The sequence below is a fragment of the Chamaesiphon sp. VAR_48_metabat_135_sub genome (assembly GCF_031418915.1).
Classification (GTDB): domain Bacteria; phylum Cyanobacteriota; class Cyanobacteriia; order Cyanobacteriales; family Chamaesiphonaceae; genus Chamaesiphon.
In genome coordinates this window covers 47,435-63,083 of record NZ_JANOJV010000024.1, presented here as the reverse complement: position 1 = coordinate 63,083, position 15,649 = coordinate 47,435, and the positions used below count along the sequence as shown (strand labels likewise).

Genomic DNA, 15,649 nt, shown 5'->3' with positions numbered 1-15,649 from the left:
ACTGATAAATCGTCACCTGCGCGCTATTTCCCATTTCACTCATGCCCACAATCTCGGCATCTGGCACGGCCAAAGTTCTCAATTCATCGAGATCGCTGATGTCGATCGGCTCTTTGTCTGGGGGGAAGTCCATTGCAGTACCTAATAAAAAATATCCGATCGAAAATAGTCGGCTAAATTTAGCAGGTTTGAGCAATAAATTTAGCAGGTTTGAGCAACATTTTTTTTTGCTACCAAATTATTATGGCACTAATCGATGTTTGAATTGTAGGAATTACGTATTTTTCATTCAGTTGAAAGTACAATTCGATACTCTCAAGTTATCCGCTGACACGCTTTTTTAAAGATTCGGTACGTTGGATAGACGCTCGATCGGGGTAAAAACCCAAGATTCATACAATCGATCGTTAATTGTGTTGGAATTTTTTGCACTAGAATTGTCCGCCAATACCTCTATTCAAGCTAGTAGGGGGAAATGCCGAACATTCAAAATCGATCTAATAAATAAGCTCGATTCAATTTAAACCTGTAGTAAAAAGCTATCTAGCAAAAAAATATAATCATGAAAAATATTGTATTGATGACAGTAACTATGGCGATCTCAATAGTCAATAATATTGGCTTTGGATCGTTCGATCGAGTCGATGCAAAACCAAATCCAGTGACAGATGCAGTGATAAATTATGAAAAACCTGCGGACATACCATCATCAGAAGTTTACAAAGTGTACCAAGTGTTGAAAAAACGACCCCAATCCCCCACTATATCTGGGGAAGTAACCTTGAATAATCTTGAAGATTCAACGCAATGTCAAGATCTAAAAGTTCGTCTAGTAAGTACCGAGACATCACCACCACCAGCAGGTAGTAATATAAGCGTCAGCCCTATTTTTGATTACTCCCAACCAATGAGCGGCGATATCAAGACTGGCAAATGCAACTATTCTATTACAGCCTTTTCTAAAGATGCTGGAAAAAAAGCTTCTATACGTGTTTCCTGGGGAGGTGGCTCTATGGGATCGCAACCGCCTATTATAACTATTCCTACAAGAGAATCAATTAAGAAGAATTTTGAGGCTGTGCTTACCCGTATTAATTAATTTAAAAAGATCTGTAGGTTGGATTGAGCAATGCGAAACCCAACATCTACACAATTGATCGAGCCACCATGTTGAAAATGCCTATATTGCACTGCGATCGACATTTTATCGAGAAAGTTTGAGATCGAGGGAATATTTTCTCTAATACATTTGTTATGACTAATAGACTCATTTAAAACCCATTCATCTTAGGTGTAAAATCTGAGCCAAAATCATCATGTATGTCATCCAATCCGGCAACATCATTTCCATTTCGGACAGATTTGAAATGTTTACGACAACTTCACCCGATTTAAGACAATGCTTTGTCCGCGTACCTTATCTCTTTAACGGCAGACCTGTGGTTACTCTGACTATGAGATAAATAAAACCAAATAACCAGTCGCAGAAATAAATGACGATCGAATCTCACTCATTCAAGATTGCAGTGATATACCAATGATTAAAATATCGCACGTCGCATTGACATTTTTAGGATTAGCAACACTAATACCATTAACCTTCTCTAGCTTCGCTCGTGCAAATGAAACGAAAGATTTGTCCACGAATCTAGCATCATTTTCCACACAGACAAGCAGCATCTCCCCAGATAAACGATCGAAGCAGATCGCACATATCAGAGATAATAACATCGAGAAAAATATTCGCGATCGAATTATCTCTTCAGTAGTAAAAATAAATATTAGTGGTAAGTGGAAATCTTCAGAAGGAACTATTACTTTCATTGAGTCAAACGATCCAACTCAAGCAGGGAAAATATCGGGGACTTACACTCAAGATAATGGGGTCATTATCGGGGGGATCGACGATCAGTATACTTTTAATGGTTATTGGATTGAAGATAAGGCGAATCAACGTTGTAGCACTCCACTCAATGGTCGTTATTATTGGGGTCGAGTTCGTTTGAATTTTTATAATTACGCATATCCTGCTTTCAATGGTTTATGGGGTTACTGCAATTCCGCGCCAACAAATCGTTGGACTGGAACGAAATTAACTAAGTAGTAATTGTTCCCATGTACTAATCAAGATCGATATCGATAGCGATCGATCTGAGTAAGGCAAGATCTAATGCCTACAACTCTTGATCGATCCACCATGTTGAAGATGCCTCTAACCAATCCCAGGAGAAATTCATGAAAAATATCTATAAAATCCAGTGGCGTGGTATTTCGTTCAAAAAAGTATTCGGATTGTGCTTGAGTATCGTAACTATTCTTGCCATCAACTCAATCCAAATTCCGGCTGTATTTGCGGCGGATGCCACCAATATCGTCGGTAATTGGCATCTCGATGAAGGACGTGGCAAAGTTGCCCAAGATTCATCGGGAAACTTCAATGCAGGCAACCTGAAAGCCGACACTGGTGGTAAGCTTCCAACTTGGATCGCCCGCAAGTTTGATACCGCCGCGCTGCAAATTGCAGGGCAAGGCTCCGTCGAAATTCCCGATTCACCCATTCTCGAACCTGCGAATATTACCCTCGAAGCTTGGGTCAAACGCGCTCCTGGAGCGGCTAGTTCTGAGTATGTGATTTCCAAAGGAGCAGATGCTTGTCGTTTCGCCTCCTATGCCTTTTATACCGGAAGCAGTAAGGGTCTTATTTTCTATATTTCTGATGGAAAGACCTACATCGAATCACCTGATGCTGGTACCAAGATCTGGGATAACGAATGGCACCATATCGCAGGTACTTACGATCGCAAGATGGTTAAGCTCTATGTTGATGGCAAACAAATTGGTGCTACCCCCACAGCATTAACCATCGGTTACGGATTGCCCACAAATGACAAATTCTACATCGGTGGCTATGGGACTAATTGCGTTCCCAAATTTAGAGGAGATATTGATGAGGTAAGAGTCTGGAACCAACCGCTCACAGACAGTGAGATTACCGCTAGAGCAATTAAAACATTGCCGAATTAAGGTATGAAATTCCCTATAAATTTAGAGTAGGGGCAATGTCTTATCGGTTTTTTTATTCGGAGGTTCCCTCCGTTGGCGAAGCCTCTCCCCCAGGAGATATAAAACCGCCGCTTCATGAATTGCTGCCTATGCGGACCACTCGATCAAAAGTCACAAAATTGAGCATAAACCAAAAATGATGCTAAAAACTATCGGCAGATCGATCTTCATCGGCTTAATTACCCAAATAAGTGCGATTATTCTAGCACCATCTGCTCATGCTTCGACAGATTTTTGCAATCAGACAAATTCACAAATTCAAGTTGCCTACGCCAGAGGAACATTCGATCCGCGACCTTCGATCGAGATTACTAGCTACAAGGTAAAAGGATGGCTGAAGATCTCCCCAGGTGCCTGTATGACAGCTTCAACTGAACCAGCCGATAAGATCGATCGTCCTGATGGTTCCGATCGCATTCGTCATTATTACTACGCTAAATTTGTAAATAAAAAGATTGCTTTGACTAGTAAAATTTTCCAACATACCGAAAAATTTTGCATCAAAAATGCTAGCTTTCAATATGCTGGCGAAATAGATCCAGCATCACCAAAATCTAAATGCGATCAAGGTTATAAACCAGTTGAATTTATTACATTCAACTCGAACACACCTAACTATACAGTTTCGTTGACAAGTTCACAAAATTTACCCCCAGCAATCGCAAACTAAAAGCTTTATTCGTCAATGACTAATATATCAATTTTAGGACTAATATCACAAAGAATTTTAAACCAAATAGTACTTGTAGAATCAAAGTCCAAGCTTGCAGATCGCTTATTCACGGACGCAAAGTTGTGAACCTGGTAAAGATGAAATGGCGGCCCCTACGGGCCAGATACCTGCAAGCAGGGCTATGTCTGGCGCGAAGTTACTCCTGATGACCATGTTTGTGTCAGCCCCGCAGTTCGCTCTCAGGTTGCCGAAGAGAACAAACGTGCGATTGAACGCCGCATTTCTTAAGTTAACCTCAGCAGTAAAACTCCCGATCTGAAACCAAACATCATGAAAAAAGTTATTACATTCATCAGCGGATTGGCACTTTTGTTACAAGCTATTCCGACACTGGCGATTGCTACCCAGCAATCGAAAATCAAAACCTTTGCTCAATGGTGTCAAGAGAAGAATTCTGTACCTGTTGCTACAAAATTGACGATCGATCTATTACTCAAACAAGCTCGAACCAAAGACTGTAATCAAGCTGATGCTAAACTTAGCAGTGTGACTGAACTTAATCTTAGTAGCGAAAAAATCAGCGATTTACAGCCTCTATCCAGTTTGACTAATTTGAATAAACTGACGATCGGTGACTGGGGTAAATTAACTCAAATTAGCGATTTACAACCTCTATCTAGGTTGAAGAAATTAACCCATCTCAGTCTCCTTAGCAATCGAATTACAAACATTACCCCGTTATCTAGCTTGACTAATTTGGAGACACTCTTCCTCAGCGGCGGCAATGGAATTAAGGATCTGAATCCACTGGCTGGCTTGACTAATTTGACTTCACTATCTTTCACTAGTGATGGCATTACTGATGTTAAACTCCTCGCTGGTTTGAAAAACTTAACGGATCTAAATATCGTTGGCGGAAGTACCGATCTAAAGCTTCTGGCTGGCTTGACGAACTTGGAAAGCCTCACTCTTGAGAACCAGCGAATTAGCGATCTCCAACCGTTAGCTAATTTAACTAAATTAAGGGTTCTGGGTCTTGTCAATAATAAAATTACCGATCTAAAACCACTTGCTGGATTGAATAACCTGAGCAGCCTTCAGCTCAATCATAACCAAATTAGGGATCTCCAACCGCTGGCTGGCTTGACGAACTTAGGCTGGCTCGGTCTCAATCATAACCAAATTAAGGATCTTAAACCGTTGGCTGGCTTGACTAGCGTGGGCTGGCTCGATCTCAGCAATAACCAAATTAGGGATCTCAAACCACTCACTGGCTTGACTAACTTGGGCGAGATCGATCTCAGTAATAACCAAATTACTAAGAAAGTTTGCCCAGTCAAGCACAACTCTTATGGTCACGATACTACTTGTAAGTTTTGATTGGATTAATTTAGTTAAATCTAAATACTCTGAAATCGAATCTGCCAATTTGTCGAAAATCTCTTCGCGTTGACTGGCGTACCCTGGTATAGCAATCGCCAGGGCGGTTAGGACGTTTTGTGAAGCTAGATCCCCGACTTCTCCGAGAAGTCGGGGATCTGATATATCCTAACTAGTGCGGCGGTTGCTATACCTCCATGGTGAGGGGAGATAGATTGCGGCGGGAGCGGATCTGATTGAGCCAGTGTCTGAGCCACGTTCCATTATCGAAAATTCCGTGTAAATATGTGCGCCAAAGCTTGAAATCAACCCCAAAGCCGCCGTCTCCGCCAAACTAGTAGCCGAAATCGGTATCGGTACGATCGCCGCCGGAGTCGCCAAAGCCAACGCCGACATCATCCGAACAAGAAACTCAACGCCGCAACGATCTGCGGCTACAACGCGCACTTGCCGAGGCTCAACTGCCCAGCGCAAAAAGTTTTTCCAACTTTGATTTTACCCATTGTCCTAACTTCAATCCTGCACCACTGATGCAGTTGGCTGAAGATACTGCTTGGCTGGAGCGGGCTGGAAATTGCCTAATGTTTGGGCCGTCTGGGGTGGGAAAAACTCATTTGGCTGCTGGTTTAACCCGTCGAATGGTGGAGTTGGGCAAGCGGGCTAAGTTCTTTGCTGCTAATGCTTTGGTTCAGGAGTTGCAGCACGCGAAACTGCAATTACAACTCCCAGCTTTGCTCAGGAAGTTAGATCGTTTTGACTTGCTGGTGCTTGACGATCTGGGCTATGTCAAAAAGTCTGAGGCGGAAACTTCAGTACTGTTTGAGTTAATCGCTCATCGTTATGAGCGTAAAAGTCTTCTCATCACTGCTAATCAGCCTTTCAGCCAATGGGATTCGATTTTTTCAGATTCGATGATGACGGTCGCTGCTGTCGATCGACTGGTGCATCACGGTACGATCTTTGAGATTAAGTCTGATAGCTATCGTCGTCAGGCTGCTAGCGATCGTTTGAATAATTCTCCTTCCTAACTGCTCTATTTTTTGTACTTGTCGTTTCGATCTGAGGAAAGCTTTCGCGTCACTTACCCGACAATAACCTGTCGCGTCACGTCTAACCACTTGACATTTAACAGTGTTTGGATACCAAGTTTGTTTGGCATAGTATTTACTTTTTCAAGATTATTAAAATTTCATTAAGTTACTTTCTAAAATCAGAACGACTATTGATGGGAAGAGCGAGTGGTAGGTATTACCCACCACACATTTAACTAGCCTAAACCACTCTCCAACTCCGCCTTAGCCACCACCAAAGCCTCCTTCACCTTACTCGCATCCCGTCCCCCAGCCTGAGCCAAATTCGGTCGCCCACCGCCGCCACCACCGCAGATCTTCGCGATATTGCCGATAAACTTCCCAGCCTGTAAGCCCTTCGCATTTACCCCCTTACTAAAAGCCGCCACCAAACTAACCTTATCCGGTTCGGGAATTGATGCTAATACGATCGCGCCTTCACCGAGTTTATTTAATAATCGTTCCGCCGCAGTTTGGAGCGCATTAGCATCGACATCACCCAGTTCGGCGATAATGATTTTAAACTCGCCGATCGTTATCGCTTCAGCTAGTAATTGTTCGGATTTAGCGATCGCCAATTCGCCCTTCACTGTCTCCAATTGCTTCTGATTGGCTTTGAGTTCGGTTTGCATTGTCGAGATTCGATCGAGAATTTCTTCGGGTTTAGCTTTAAATCGATCGCTCAATTCTTTGACTACTTTATCTCGCACATTGAGATAATCTAAAATAGCATTACCCGCCACAGCTTCGATCCGCCGCACTCCCGCAGCTACTCCCGCTTCACTGATGATTTTAAATGCACCAATTTCGGCGGTATTACTGACATGAATACCACCACACAATTCCATCGATACGCCAGGGAAGTCGATGACGCGAACTTCATCACCGTATTTTTCACCAAACATTGCTACAGCTCCTTTTGCTCTGGCTGATGCGATCGGCATTACCTCAATATCTGCTTTATGAGCTTCAGTAATCCAGTTATTCACCAACTCTTCCACCTGTTGAACTTCCGCAGGTGTGAGAGCACGAGAACAGTTAAAATCGAACCGTAATCTGTCGAATGAAACTAACGAACCTGCTTGAGAAATCTCAGGATCGACGAGTTTTTTCAGGGCTGCTTGGAGTAGGTGAGTTGCTGTATGATTTGCTTGAGCGCGACGACGGGAACCAGTATCAATTTGGGCGGTAATTGTATCGCCAACTCGCAGACTTCCACGTTCGATCGTGCCAAAATGCACGAAGAAAGCTGATTCCTTTTTGACATCATTAATAGAGACTAATGAATTCTCGCCTGAGATATAACCTCGATCGCTAACTTGTCCACCAGATTCGGCATAAAAGGGACTTTTATCTAAGACAATTTGAACATTCGCGCCAGTATTTACTTCATCGCGAACTTCACCATCTAATAATAATGCCACCACTTGAGCGATACTATTAGACTGATGATAGCCGATAAAATCAGTTGCTTGAATTGTATTTGCGAGGGTATCTAACGAACCTTGAACCGTGAGATCGATCGATTCTACCGCACCACGCGATCGAACTTTCTGAATTTCCATCTCGGCATTAAATCCTGTTTCATCAACAGTTAAACCCTGCTCTTCGGCGACTTCTTGAGTCAATTCCAGTGGAAAACCATGAGTATCAAAGAGCGTAAACGCATCCTTACCCGAAATCTCTTTCACGCCATGACTAAGTGCGTCGGCGATAATATTTGCCAGTAATTTCTCCCCATTCCCTAGGGTTTTTAGAAACTGAACTTCTTCCCGCTGAAGCTCCGCCTTAATCTTCTCAGCCTTCTCCCGCACATTAGGATAAGCAACTTCCGACATCGCGATCGCACTTTCCGCTACCTTAGTTGTAAACTCAGCATCGATGCCAATTAATCTACCATGACGTACCACCCGCCGAATTAACCGCCGTAAAATATAACCCCGCCCAGTATTTTCAGCGCGAATCCCGTCGGCGATCATATGGACAACCGCCCGCACATGATCGCCGATTACCTTCAACGAAGTCTTGGTTTTTTCATCACTATTAAAATAATCAATCCCCGCAATTTCCGCCGCAGTTTGCACGATCGGAAAAATCAGATCTGTTTCATAATTATTCGGTACATCTTGCAAGATTTGCGCCATCCGCTCCAAACCCATCCCTGTATCGATGTTCTTGTTCGCTAACGGCGTGAGATTGCCATTGACATCGCGGTTGTACTGCATGAACACCAGATTATAAAATTCAATAAATCTGCTGTCATCCTCCAAATCGATATTGTCATTCCCCAATTCGGGATGGAAATCATAATAAAGCTCAGAGCATGGCCCACAAGGCCCCGTCGGCCCCGACACCCAAAAATTATCATCCGCACCCAATCGCTTAATCCGCAGGGGATTCACGCCAATTTTGTCCCGCCAGATCGCAAAAGCTTCATCGTCATCTTCAAACACGCTGACAACCAACCGCTCAGGGGGTAGATTAAACACCTTAGTCGAGATTTCCCAGCCCCATTCGATCGCTTGTTCCTTAAAATAGTCCCCAAAGCTAAAATTGCCCAACATCTCAAAAAACGTATGATGCCGCGCCGTCCGCCCCACATTCTCAATATCATTGGTACGGATACACTTCTGGGAAGTCGTCGCACGAGGAAAATCTGGCTGACGTTGACCCAAGAATATCGGCTTAAATGGTAACATCCCCGCGATCGTCAATAACACTGTCGGATCTTCCGGTACCAACGAACCACTCGGCAACGGCTGATGTCCCCGCTGGCTATAAAAATCGAGGAAGGCTTGACGTATCTCGGCACCACTGAATTTGAGAGCAGACATAGAATTTTAAGTAGGAACGGCAGTATTAGCTATGTCTCTATTGTGCCATTTTTGGCTTCAGCAATAACCAAGAGCGACATTCACATTATCGATTGTGTTTGGCAGCACACTAGCTTAACCCCGATCTTGCCATGTGCGCCAAGCCGCTTTGACACCTACCCAAACACTCCGAGTATTTGTTTGGACATTTCCAGCTTGTTTTTTAACCTGTGTGAGACTCAGATCGACTTGCTGCGCCACTGCAGTGGCACTCTGCACCCCTTGGGACATTTCATCGCTCAGATCGCTCAACTCCAATCCTGCGAGTCTAATTGCTTCCAGTGTAGGGGGTAATTCTCGATCGAGTCTATCGAATAGTTTTTCTGCACTCCTAGCCGCACGAGACAAGTCTTGAATCGCTGGGAAAGCAGCAACCACTAGTGCTGTCAAACTGATAGCAACCAACAGTATCGAGCAGCCTAGGAATAGCAGCGGATCGAGGAGAGTCAAAGCGATAGTTGATAGTTGAATGTTACTCATCCACCTCATTAGAAGATTTGGAACGAGTGGAAGTTTCTAGTTCTCGCACGGATTGACTGGCGACAATGCCAGCAGAGATCGCGGTTGCTAGTCGATCGAGTGTATCATGCCACCGATCGCCAGCAGCAGCCGAGAGTTTGTCGGCTTGAAGTTGAATGCTACTCGAAATATCTTCTGCCATTTGGGGCACTGCCGACACTGTCTTATTCAGAATTTTGCGCGTATCTCGACCCTTGCGGGGAGCCATTAATAGCCCTGTGACAGCACCAATTGCCGCACCGATGAAAATGCCGCCGACAAATGTACCGCGATTTTTATCTGCCATAGATTGATACCACTCAACCGATATGTATTAGTTTAGATTAATTTTTTTCTTTTCCGTCGTCCCCACCACAAGATCGAGCAAATTGTAGAGCACACGAGAAACATATAGATCGGATAGACAACAATTTCCCATCGCCAACGATCGATCGCGAGGAAATTTAGCAGATTGGCAATGGTAAATAATGACCAAGCCAAGAGATCTTCACCTTCTGGATGACGTAAAGATTTACGAATAGTCGGTAGCGCACCCAAAAAATCGATGCCGATATTAATCCCTAGTGCGAGATATGGCGATCGATACACTACCCATAATATCAAACCAATCCCCACTCCAACCAAACAGATTCGATCTAATTTCGTCCAGCCGCCCTCGCCAAATTTTAGCGCGAAGAGACTAGTCACTAATGGCCCAATGACGTAACTAATCGGGACCCATATGGTGGAGTCAGCACCCGAGGCACGATAGCTCAAAGCAATGATAACGCCGACAATCGACCAAATCCACCATGTCGCTCGATTCGGACGAGTTTTCCCCTGCCAAATTGCCCACCAGTAGGGCAAAAATCCACCTAATGATAAAACACCCGCGATCGCCCCCATCCATCCCTGTACAGTCAGTTTACTTACTCCAATTTGGTGAAAATTATCCTTAATCCCTAGCTCTCGATCCAATGCTATGGGTTATCGTCAGGACGAGGTGGAATTGAACTATCTGGAGAATTAACAATTGCCCGCAGCCGCAGCCAGACAGTCATTATCAACAGTAACGCAATCCCAATCGCCGTTACAACAATCGCCATCTGTTTGGCACCCTGCATCTGCATGGCAATAATCCCGCCAGCAAGAGTAACGCCCCACAAGATTGCGGCTGAATGTCTCTGGGAAAATCCTTGGGCTAATAACCGATGGTGGAGATGATCTTTACCAGGCGTACTGAGCGGATTATGACCCGACAGCAAGCGTTTGATAATCACCTGGCTGGTATCGATCACTGGCACGACAAACAACATAATTGTCGGGATCAGGGAAGTACCAGTTGTCACCTTGATATTGCCCAAAATACTAGTAGCAGCTAAAACATAACCCAAAAAATAAGCTCCAGCATCACCCATAAAAATCCGTGAGGGGTGATAATTATGCCGTAGGAAACCTAATGCTGCCCCTGCTACACCTGCACAAATCAGGGTAGCAGCAGCTCTAGTTTCAAATTGAGCGGATGCAGCTAGTAGACTCATCGCGGTAATGAAGCTCACTCCGCCAGCTAAACCATCCATCCCATCCATCAAATTCACCGCATTGGTAATCCCGACAATCCAAAAGACTGTAATGATAACTGATAGAATCCCATCGATCGGCGCACCAAAGTAAATAACATGAATTTGGATGCCACAGACTACCAGTAATAGTGCTGTCAAGATTTGGATCAGCAGCCGAAATAATGCAGGTAGTCCAAACTGATCGTCGATAAAGCCGACGATGACTAGGATCGAGCCACCGAGCAGGATCGCTAAGATCGCGACCTGTACTTTCGCCAGCACGATCGGCGAGAGACATCCTGCTAAAATAATTGCGGCAAGTACCCCTGTATAAATCGCCAATCCTCCCGCATTTGCACGCGGTTCTTGGTTGAGTCTGCGGGCATTAGGTTCATCTGCCCAGCCTACCTTCAAAGCGAAAGTCCGTACTTTCGGAATAAATAAATAGGTCACAATCCATGCGAACATGAAAGTTAGTACTACGGCTAGCCAACCGCGTCCATGGGGGTCGGCAATACCGATCGAATTCATAAAACTCTCAAAAGTCATGCAGATTCCTGATTAAGAAGGGGGACGGGGGATTAAGTCGTAAATTGTAAATAGTCAGCGAGTTGTTGCTGAATCAGGGATGTTAAACCCCTTAATTAGTTAGATCGATAATTAATTTAGGTCGATCGCAATCGTGATGGTGATGTGAATGAGTGACTCGATCTGCGCTGGTATTGTTTACTGCTGTTGGCAAACAAGTTAAGCATACTCCAAAAAATTCGAGCGTATGGTAATAAATTTTAAATTGATGGAGTGATTCTAGTCTGTCTTCTAATTGCTCTACTGGGCACTCATCGATTGGAATCGATTGTCCGCAGTGCAAACAAGTCAGATGATGTCGATCTGCTTGCACACAACTATACAATGATTCGCCTGTTGGTAATGTTCGACCTTGAACGATCCCTTCCAACTTTAAACTCTCCAGGGCGCGGTAGACAGTAGCTAGCCCGACTGTTTGGTTTCGAGTTCGCAGTTCGACATAAATATCTTGAGCGGAAATCGCTCGATCGAATTGCTTTAGGAGCTGTAAAATACGTTCTTGGCTGCGAGTTCGATCGGATTTCATGGGAAGGCTTTAGGTGCTAGGTGTTAGGTGTTAGGTGTTAGGTGTTAGGTGTTAGGTGTTAGGTGTTAGGTGTTGGGTGTTAGGTGTTAGGTGTTAGGTGTTAGGTGTTAGGGAAGAGCCTTTGTGAATCGCTCGGATTGGTAAGAACCGCTACCTGGATTTATCAATAACGATCGATGCCGATCTGAATGACAGCCAAGTTTGTTACTAGTTTACAATTGGGAGTGGTAGATTTAAGTTGGCTCGTTGGCGAACGCGAGTGCGTCTGCCTTCGCAGAAGCCTACCGCAGGTAATCGGTGTACATTTAATTATCGCAAAGTTGAGGGATTCCGTTGAAGCAAAAATATCAGGCTCGCATTTACGTTACACTTCGTCCCTCGGTACTCGATCCGGCTGGTACGGCGGTACAGTCTGGTTTAGCACATATGGGCTACACTGATGTCGAAAGCGTCCGCATCGGCAAATACATCGAAGTCAGTCTCAGTGCCACCGACGAAGCCGAAGCACACAAACAATTAGATGTGATGTGCGACCAACTTTTCGCCAATCCAGTGATTGAGAATTATCGAGTTGAATTAGGGGATGGTGAATAGACAGATGGTGGATGGTGAATAGTGAATAGTGAATTTGGATTTAATCATTATTCGATCTTCCCACACCTCCCCACACCCCCCACACCTTCCCACACTCCCCACACCCCCACACCCTCCCCCCCCCTTCCTGTGAAATTCGGAATAATCGTCTTCCCTGGCTCTAACTGCGATCGCGATGTGGTATATGTTACCCGCGACTTACTCGGACAACCTACGCGCACTATTTGGCATGAAGAAACCGATCTACACGATGTAGATGTGGTTGTCGTTCCTGGTGGCTTTAGTTATGGTGATTACCTCCGGTGCGGGGCAATCGCTAGATTCTCGCCCATCATGAAGCAGGTTATCGCCCATGCCGAACAGGGTAAATATGTTTTAGGTATCTGTAATGGTTTTCAGGTGCTGACAGAGGCAGGATTACTGCCTGGGGCACTAGTTCGCAACCGTGACATGCACTTTATTTGCGACAGGGTTCCTCTTACCGTCGAGAGTACCGATTCCATCTGGACGCAAGGCTATGATAACACCTTAATTAATCTTCCGATCGCCCACGGTGAAGGCTGCTATCATGCCGATCCTGAGACACTCGATCGACTAGAGTCCAACGGACAAGTATTATTTAGATACGCTGGCACCAACCCCAACGGCTCATTAAATAATATTGCCGGAATTTGCAACGAAACCAAAAACGTGTTAGGAATGATGCCCCACCCCGAACGGGCAGCAGATCCGATCCTCAGTAACGCCGATGGCATTCAGTTGTTCAAAAATCTGGCGCAGGCTGGGTTGTGAGATCTGCTCGCTCGGAGGCTGGTAATTATCAATTATCAATTCTTGAATAAGCTGTAACCCATATGTCAATTGTCAAAAAGCGGACCCGAATCGGTCGATGGTTACTGAATGAGCATCGCTCACAGGATAGTACACATCACCCAACACATCCCTGGTGGCAGGTGATGTGTCTCACCGGAGTTGACTATTTTTCGACATTAGGGTATCAGCCAGGGATTGCGGCACTAGCGGCTGGTTCGCTGTCGCCGATTGCGACGCTGATTCTAGTCTTGCTGACACTGTTTGGCGCATTGCCGATCTACCGCAGAGTCGCGACAATCAGCCCCCACGGTGAAGGTTCGATTTCGATGCTAGCGCAGCTATTATCTTGGTGGCAAGGTAAGCTATTTGTGCTGTGTCTACTGGGGTTTGTGGCAACGGATTTTATTATCACGATCACTTTATCCGCAGCAGATGCCTCGGCGCATATCACTGAAAACCCCCTAGTGCATCAGTGGGCAGCAGGTAATGAGGTGATAATTACCCTCCTATTGATTGCTTTATTGGGTGGAGTATTTTTACGCGGATTCCAAGAAGCTGTCGGTTTAGCGGTAGTCTTGGTGGTAGTTTATCTATCTCTCAATCTCATCGTAATTATTGTTGGCATTGGGCACATTATCCAAAATCCAGCAGTACTGACGAATTGGCAACGAGAATTGTTTACCAGTCATGGCAATCCCGTGATGATGCTAGCCGCTTCAGCACTGCTATTTCCAAAATTAGCACTGGGTTTGTCGGGATTTGAAACTGGAGTCGCTGTAATGCCACTCGTAGCAGGCGATCCTGGTGAAACAGAAGACAATCCCGTCGGACGAATTAGGAATACTTACAAGCTACTGACGGTGGCTGCGCTGATTATGAGCTTCTTCTTGCTCACAAGTAGCTTGATTACCACAGTACTAATTCCCGCAGCCGAGTTTAAAGCGGGCGGGCCAGCCAATGGACGTGCTTTAGCTTACTTGAGTCATAAATTCTTGGGAGATGGCTTTGGGACGGTATATGACCTCAGTACGATCGCAATTCTCTGGTTCGCAGGATCGTCAGCAATGGCTGGATTATTGAATATCGTGCCGCGCTATTTACCACGTTATGGGATGGCTCCAGACTGGGCGAGGGCGACTCGTCCATTGGTGTTAGTATTTACGGCGATTGCCTTTATTGTGACGATTATTTTCAATGCAAATGTCGAAGCTCAAGGTGGAGCATATGCAACAGGAGTATTGGTATTAATGAGTTCGGCGGCTTTTGCCGTAACGTTATCAGTTAGGAAAGGGAGTAACGCCTCGATCTCTAGAACTTCGATGTTTAGTGTAATTACCCTATTATTTATCTATACCACGATCGTCAATATTGTTGAACGACCTGATGGTTTAAAGATTGCTAGTCTATTTATCGGTTCGATCGTGATTGTTTCTCTAGTATCCCGCGTGATGCGATCGACCGAACTGCGAGTAGACAATATTGAGCTAGACGAAGTAGCTCGAAACTTCATTGCCCAAGATACCAAGGATACCGTCAGATTGATAGCCCATCGCAAGCAGGTTGGAGATGAGAAGGAATATTATGAAAAAGAACGAGAAGTACGGGATGATAATCACATTCCTGAAACTGATTCAGTCCTATTTCTCGAAATTCAGATTTCCGATGCTTCAGAGTTTGTCCAAAAGGTCGAAGTTCAAGGTGCGCGAGTAGGTAGCTATCGGATTCTTCGCGCGAAAGGATCTGCGGTACCTAATACTATTGCCGCCATTTTACTCGATATTCGGAATCGGAATGAAACCGATCGATATCCCCACGCTTATTTTGGCTGGGCAGAAGGTAATCCCATTAAGTATTTGCTGCGGTTCTTGCTGTTTGGGGAAGGGGATACCGCCGTAGTCACCCGCGAGGTACTCAGACGCGCTGAGCCAGATCCTTCCCGCCGCCCAGGTATTCACGTCGGCGGTTAAGTTAATTAATAAGTAAGACAAAATAGATCCAAAGGCTTCTTT

At 44.9% G+C, this 15,649-nt stretch carries 14 protein-coding genes and 3 pseudogenes; 10 read left to right on the top strand and 7 right to left on the bottom strand.

The genetic code is table 11. The annotated features are described in order from the left end of the window. Positions 1 to 196, bottom strand: a 196-nt coding sequence (locus RMO55_RS01955) for a hypothetical protein (RefSeq protein ID WP_310422673.1), incomplete at its 3' end; no start/stop codon positions are given. Between the two features lie 366 nt (positions 197 to 562). On the opposite strand from RMO55_RS01955, the gene RMO55_RS01950 reads away from it, so the two are divergent. From RMO55_RS01950 to istB, 7 genes and pseudogenes are all read left to right on the top strand, one after another. Beyond that, complete coding sequence (locus RMO55_RS01950) at positions 563 to 1,099, top strand: hypothetical protein (RefSeq protein ID WP_310422670.1); 537 nt, start codon at positions 563 to 565, stop codon at positions 1,097 to 1,099. Positions 1,100 to 1,537: 438 nt separating this feature from the next. After that, the gene (locus tag RMO55_RS01945; RefSeq protein ID WP_310422667.1) at positions 1,538 to 2,104 is read left to right on the top strand and encodes a hypothetical protein; all 567 of its coding nucleotides are present in this window, start codon (positions 1,538 to 1,540) and stop codon (positions 2,102 to 2,104) included. Between the two features lie 131 nt (positions 2,105 to 2,235). Further along, positions 2,236 to 3,024, top strand: a complete 789-nt coding sequence (locus RMO55_RS01940) for a LamG domain-containing protein (protein WP_310422664.1) — start codon at positions 2,236 to 2,238, stop codon at positions 3,022 to 3,024. A gap of 175 nt (positions 3,025 to 3,199) precedes the next feature. Next, on the top strand, positions 3,200 to 3,733 hold the full coding sequence (locus RMO55_RS01935) for a DUF1036 domain-containing protein (protein ID WP_310422663.1): 534 nt from the start codon (positions 3,200 to 3,202) through the stop codon (positions 3,731 to 3,733). A 333-nt stretch (positions 3,734 to 4,066) separates the two neighbouring features. Then, a complete protein-coding gene (locus RMO55_RS01930) occupies positions 4,067 to 5,116 on the top strand; it encodes a leucine-rich repeat domain-containing protein (RefSeq protein WP_310422660.1) in 1,050 nt (349 codons plus the stop codon). Between the two features lie 301 nt (positions 5,117 to 5,417). Next, positions 5,418 to 5,519: pseudogene (locus RMO55_RS22155) on the top strand (glutamate synthase-related protein); the annotation flags it as partial. Beyond that, positions 5,515 to 6,144 (top strand): annotated as a pseudogene (gene istB, locus RMO55_RS01920) (IS21-like element helper ATPase IstB); the annotation flags it as partial. The pseudogenes RMO55_RS22155 and istB, both read left to right, overlap by 5 nt. Positions 6,145 to 6,383: 239 nt before the next feature. Here the strand turns inward: istB and alaS are convergent. From alaS to RMO55_RS01890, 6 genes and pseudogenes are all read right to left on the bottom strand, one after another. Continuing rightward, complete coding sequence (alaS, locus tag RMO55_RS01915; protein ID WP_310422655.1) at positions 6,384 to 9,020, bottom strand: alanine--tRNA ligase; 2,637 nt, start codon at positions 9,018 to 9,020, stop codon at positions 6,384 to 6,386. 114 nt (positions 9,021 to 9,134) lie between these two features. Next, a complete protein-coding gene (locus RMO55_RS01910; RefSeq protein ID WP_310422652.1) occupies positions 9,135 to 9,539 on the bottom strand; it encodes a DUF948 domain-containing protein in 405 nt (134 codons plus the stop codon). After that, on the bottom strand, positions 9,532 to 9,864 hold the full coding sequence (locus RMO55_RS01905; RefSeq protein WP_310422649.1) for a YtxH domain-containing protein: 333 nt from the start codon (positions 9,862 to 9,864) through the stop codon (positions 9,532 to 9,534). Before RMO55_RS01905 ends, RMO55_RS01910 begins: the two co-directional genes overlap by 8 nt. 32 nt (positions 9,865 to 9,896) lie before the next feature. Beyond that, entirely contained in the window at positions 9,897 to 10,535 is a 639-nt protein-coding gene (locus RMO55_RS01900; RefSeq protein WP_310422646.1) for a hypothetical protein, read from the bottom strand. A gap of 2 nt (positions 10,536 to 10,537) precedes the next feature. After that, on the bottom strand, positions 10,538 to 11,668 hold the full coding sequence (locus RMO55_RS01895; RefSeq protein ID WP_310422642.1) for an MraY family glycosyltransferase: 1,131 nt from the start codon (positions 11,666 to 11,668) through the stop codon (positions 10,538 to 10,540). A 184-nt stretch (positions 11,669 to 11,852) separates the two neighbouring features. Further along, positions 11,853 to 12,233, bottom strand: a pseudogene (locus RMO55_RS01890) (Fur family transcriptional regulator); the annotation flags it as partial. A gap of 333 nt (positions 12,234 to 12,566) precedes the next feature. Between RMO55_RS01890 and purS the strand changes: the two are divergent. The 3 genes from purS (at position 12,567) to RMO55_RS01875 (ending at position 15,607) form a co-directional block, all read left to right on the top strand. Then, a complete protein-coding gene (gene purS / locus RMO55_RS01885) occupies positions 12,567 to 12,827 on the top strand; it encodes a phosphoribosylformylglycinamidine synthase subunit PurS (RefSeq protein WP_310422637.1) in 261 nt (86 codons plus the stop codon). A 129-nt stretch (positions 12,828 to 12,956) separates the two neighbouring features. Beyond that, positions 12,957 to 13,619: a phosphoribosylformylglycinamidine synthase subunit PurQ gene (gene purQ, locus RMO55_RS01880; RefSeq protein ID WP_310422634.1), complete on the top strand. Its 663-nt coding sequence runs from the start codon at positions 12,957 to 12,959 to the stop codon at positions 13,617 to 13,619. Positions 13,620 to 13,681: 62 nt separating this feature from the next. Beyond that, positions 13,682 to 15,607 (top strand): amino acid transporter, encoded by a 1,926-nt coding sequence (locus RMO55_RS01875; RefSeq protein ID WP_310422631.1) that lies wholly within the window; start codon positions 13,682 to 13,684, stop codon positions 15,605 to 15,607. Positions 15,608 to 15,649: the final 42 nt, after the last annotated feature.

What these genes read in the sequence shown, in the direction of transcription:
- RMO55_RS01930 (WP_310422660.1), top strand. Translation starts at nt 4,067, where the DNA reads ATGAAAAAAGTTATTACATTCATCAGCGGATTGGCACTTTTGTTACAA.
- RMO55_RS01910 (WP_310422652.1), bottom strand. Translation starts at nt 9,539, where the DNA reads ATGAGTAACATTCAACTATCAACTATCGCTTTGACTCTCCTCGATCCG.
- RMO55_RS01950 (WP_310422670.1), top strand. Translation starts at nt 563, where the DNA reads ATGAAAAATATTGTATTGATGACAGTAACTATGGCGATCTCAATAGTC.
- RMO55_RS01935 (WP_310422663.1), top strand. Translation starts at nt 3,200, where the DNA reads ATGATGCTAAAAACTATCGGCAGATCGATCTTCATCGGCTTAATTACC.
- RMO55_RS01875 (WP_310422631.1), top strand. Translation starts at nt 13,682, where the DNA reads ATGTCAATTGTCAAAAAGCGGACCCGAATCGGTCGATGGTTACTGAAT.
- RMO55_RS01940 (WP_310422664.1), top strand. Translation starts at nt 2,236, where the DNA reads ATGAAAAATATCTATAAAATCCAGTGGCGTGGTATTTCGTTCAAAAAA.
- RMO55_RS01945 (WP_310422667.1), top strand. Translation starts at nt 1,538, where the DNA reads ATGATTAAAATATCGCACGTCGCATTGACATTTTTAGGATTAGCAACA.
- RMO55_RS01895 (WP_310422642.1), bottom strand. Translation starts at nt 11,668, where the DNA reads ATGACTTTTGAGAGTTTTATGAATTCGATCGGTATTGCCGACCCCCAT.
- RMO55_RS01905 (WP_310422649.1), bottom strand. Translation starts at nt 9,864, where the DNA reads ATGGCAGATAAAAATCGCGGTACATTTGTCGGCGGCATTTTCATCGGT.
- alaS (WP_310422655.1), bottom strand. Translation starts at nt 9,020, where the DNA reads ATGTCTGCTCTCAAATTCAGTGGTGCCGAGATACGTCAAGCCTTCCTC.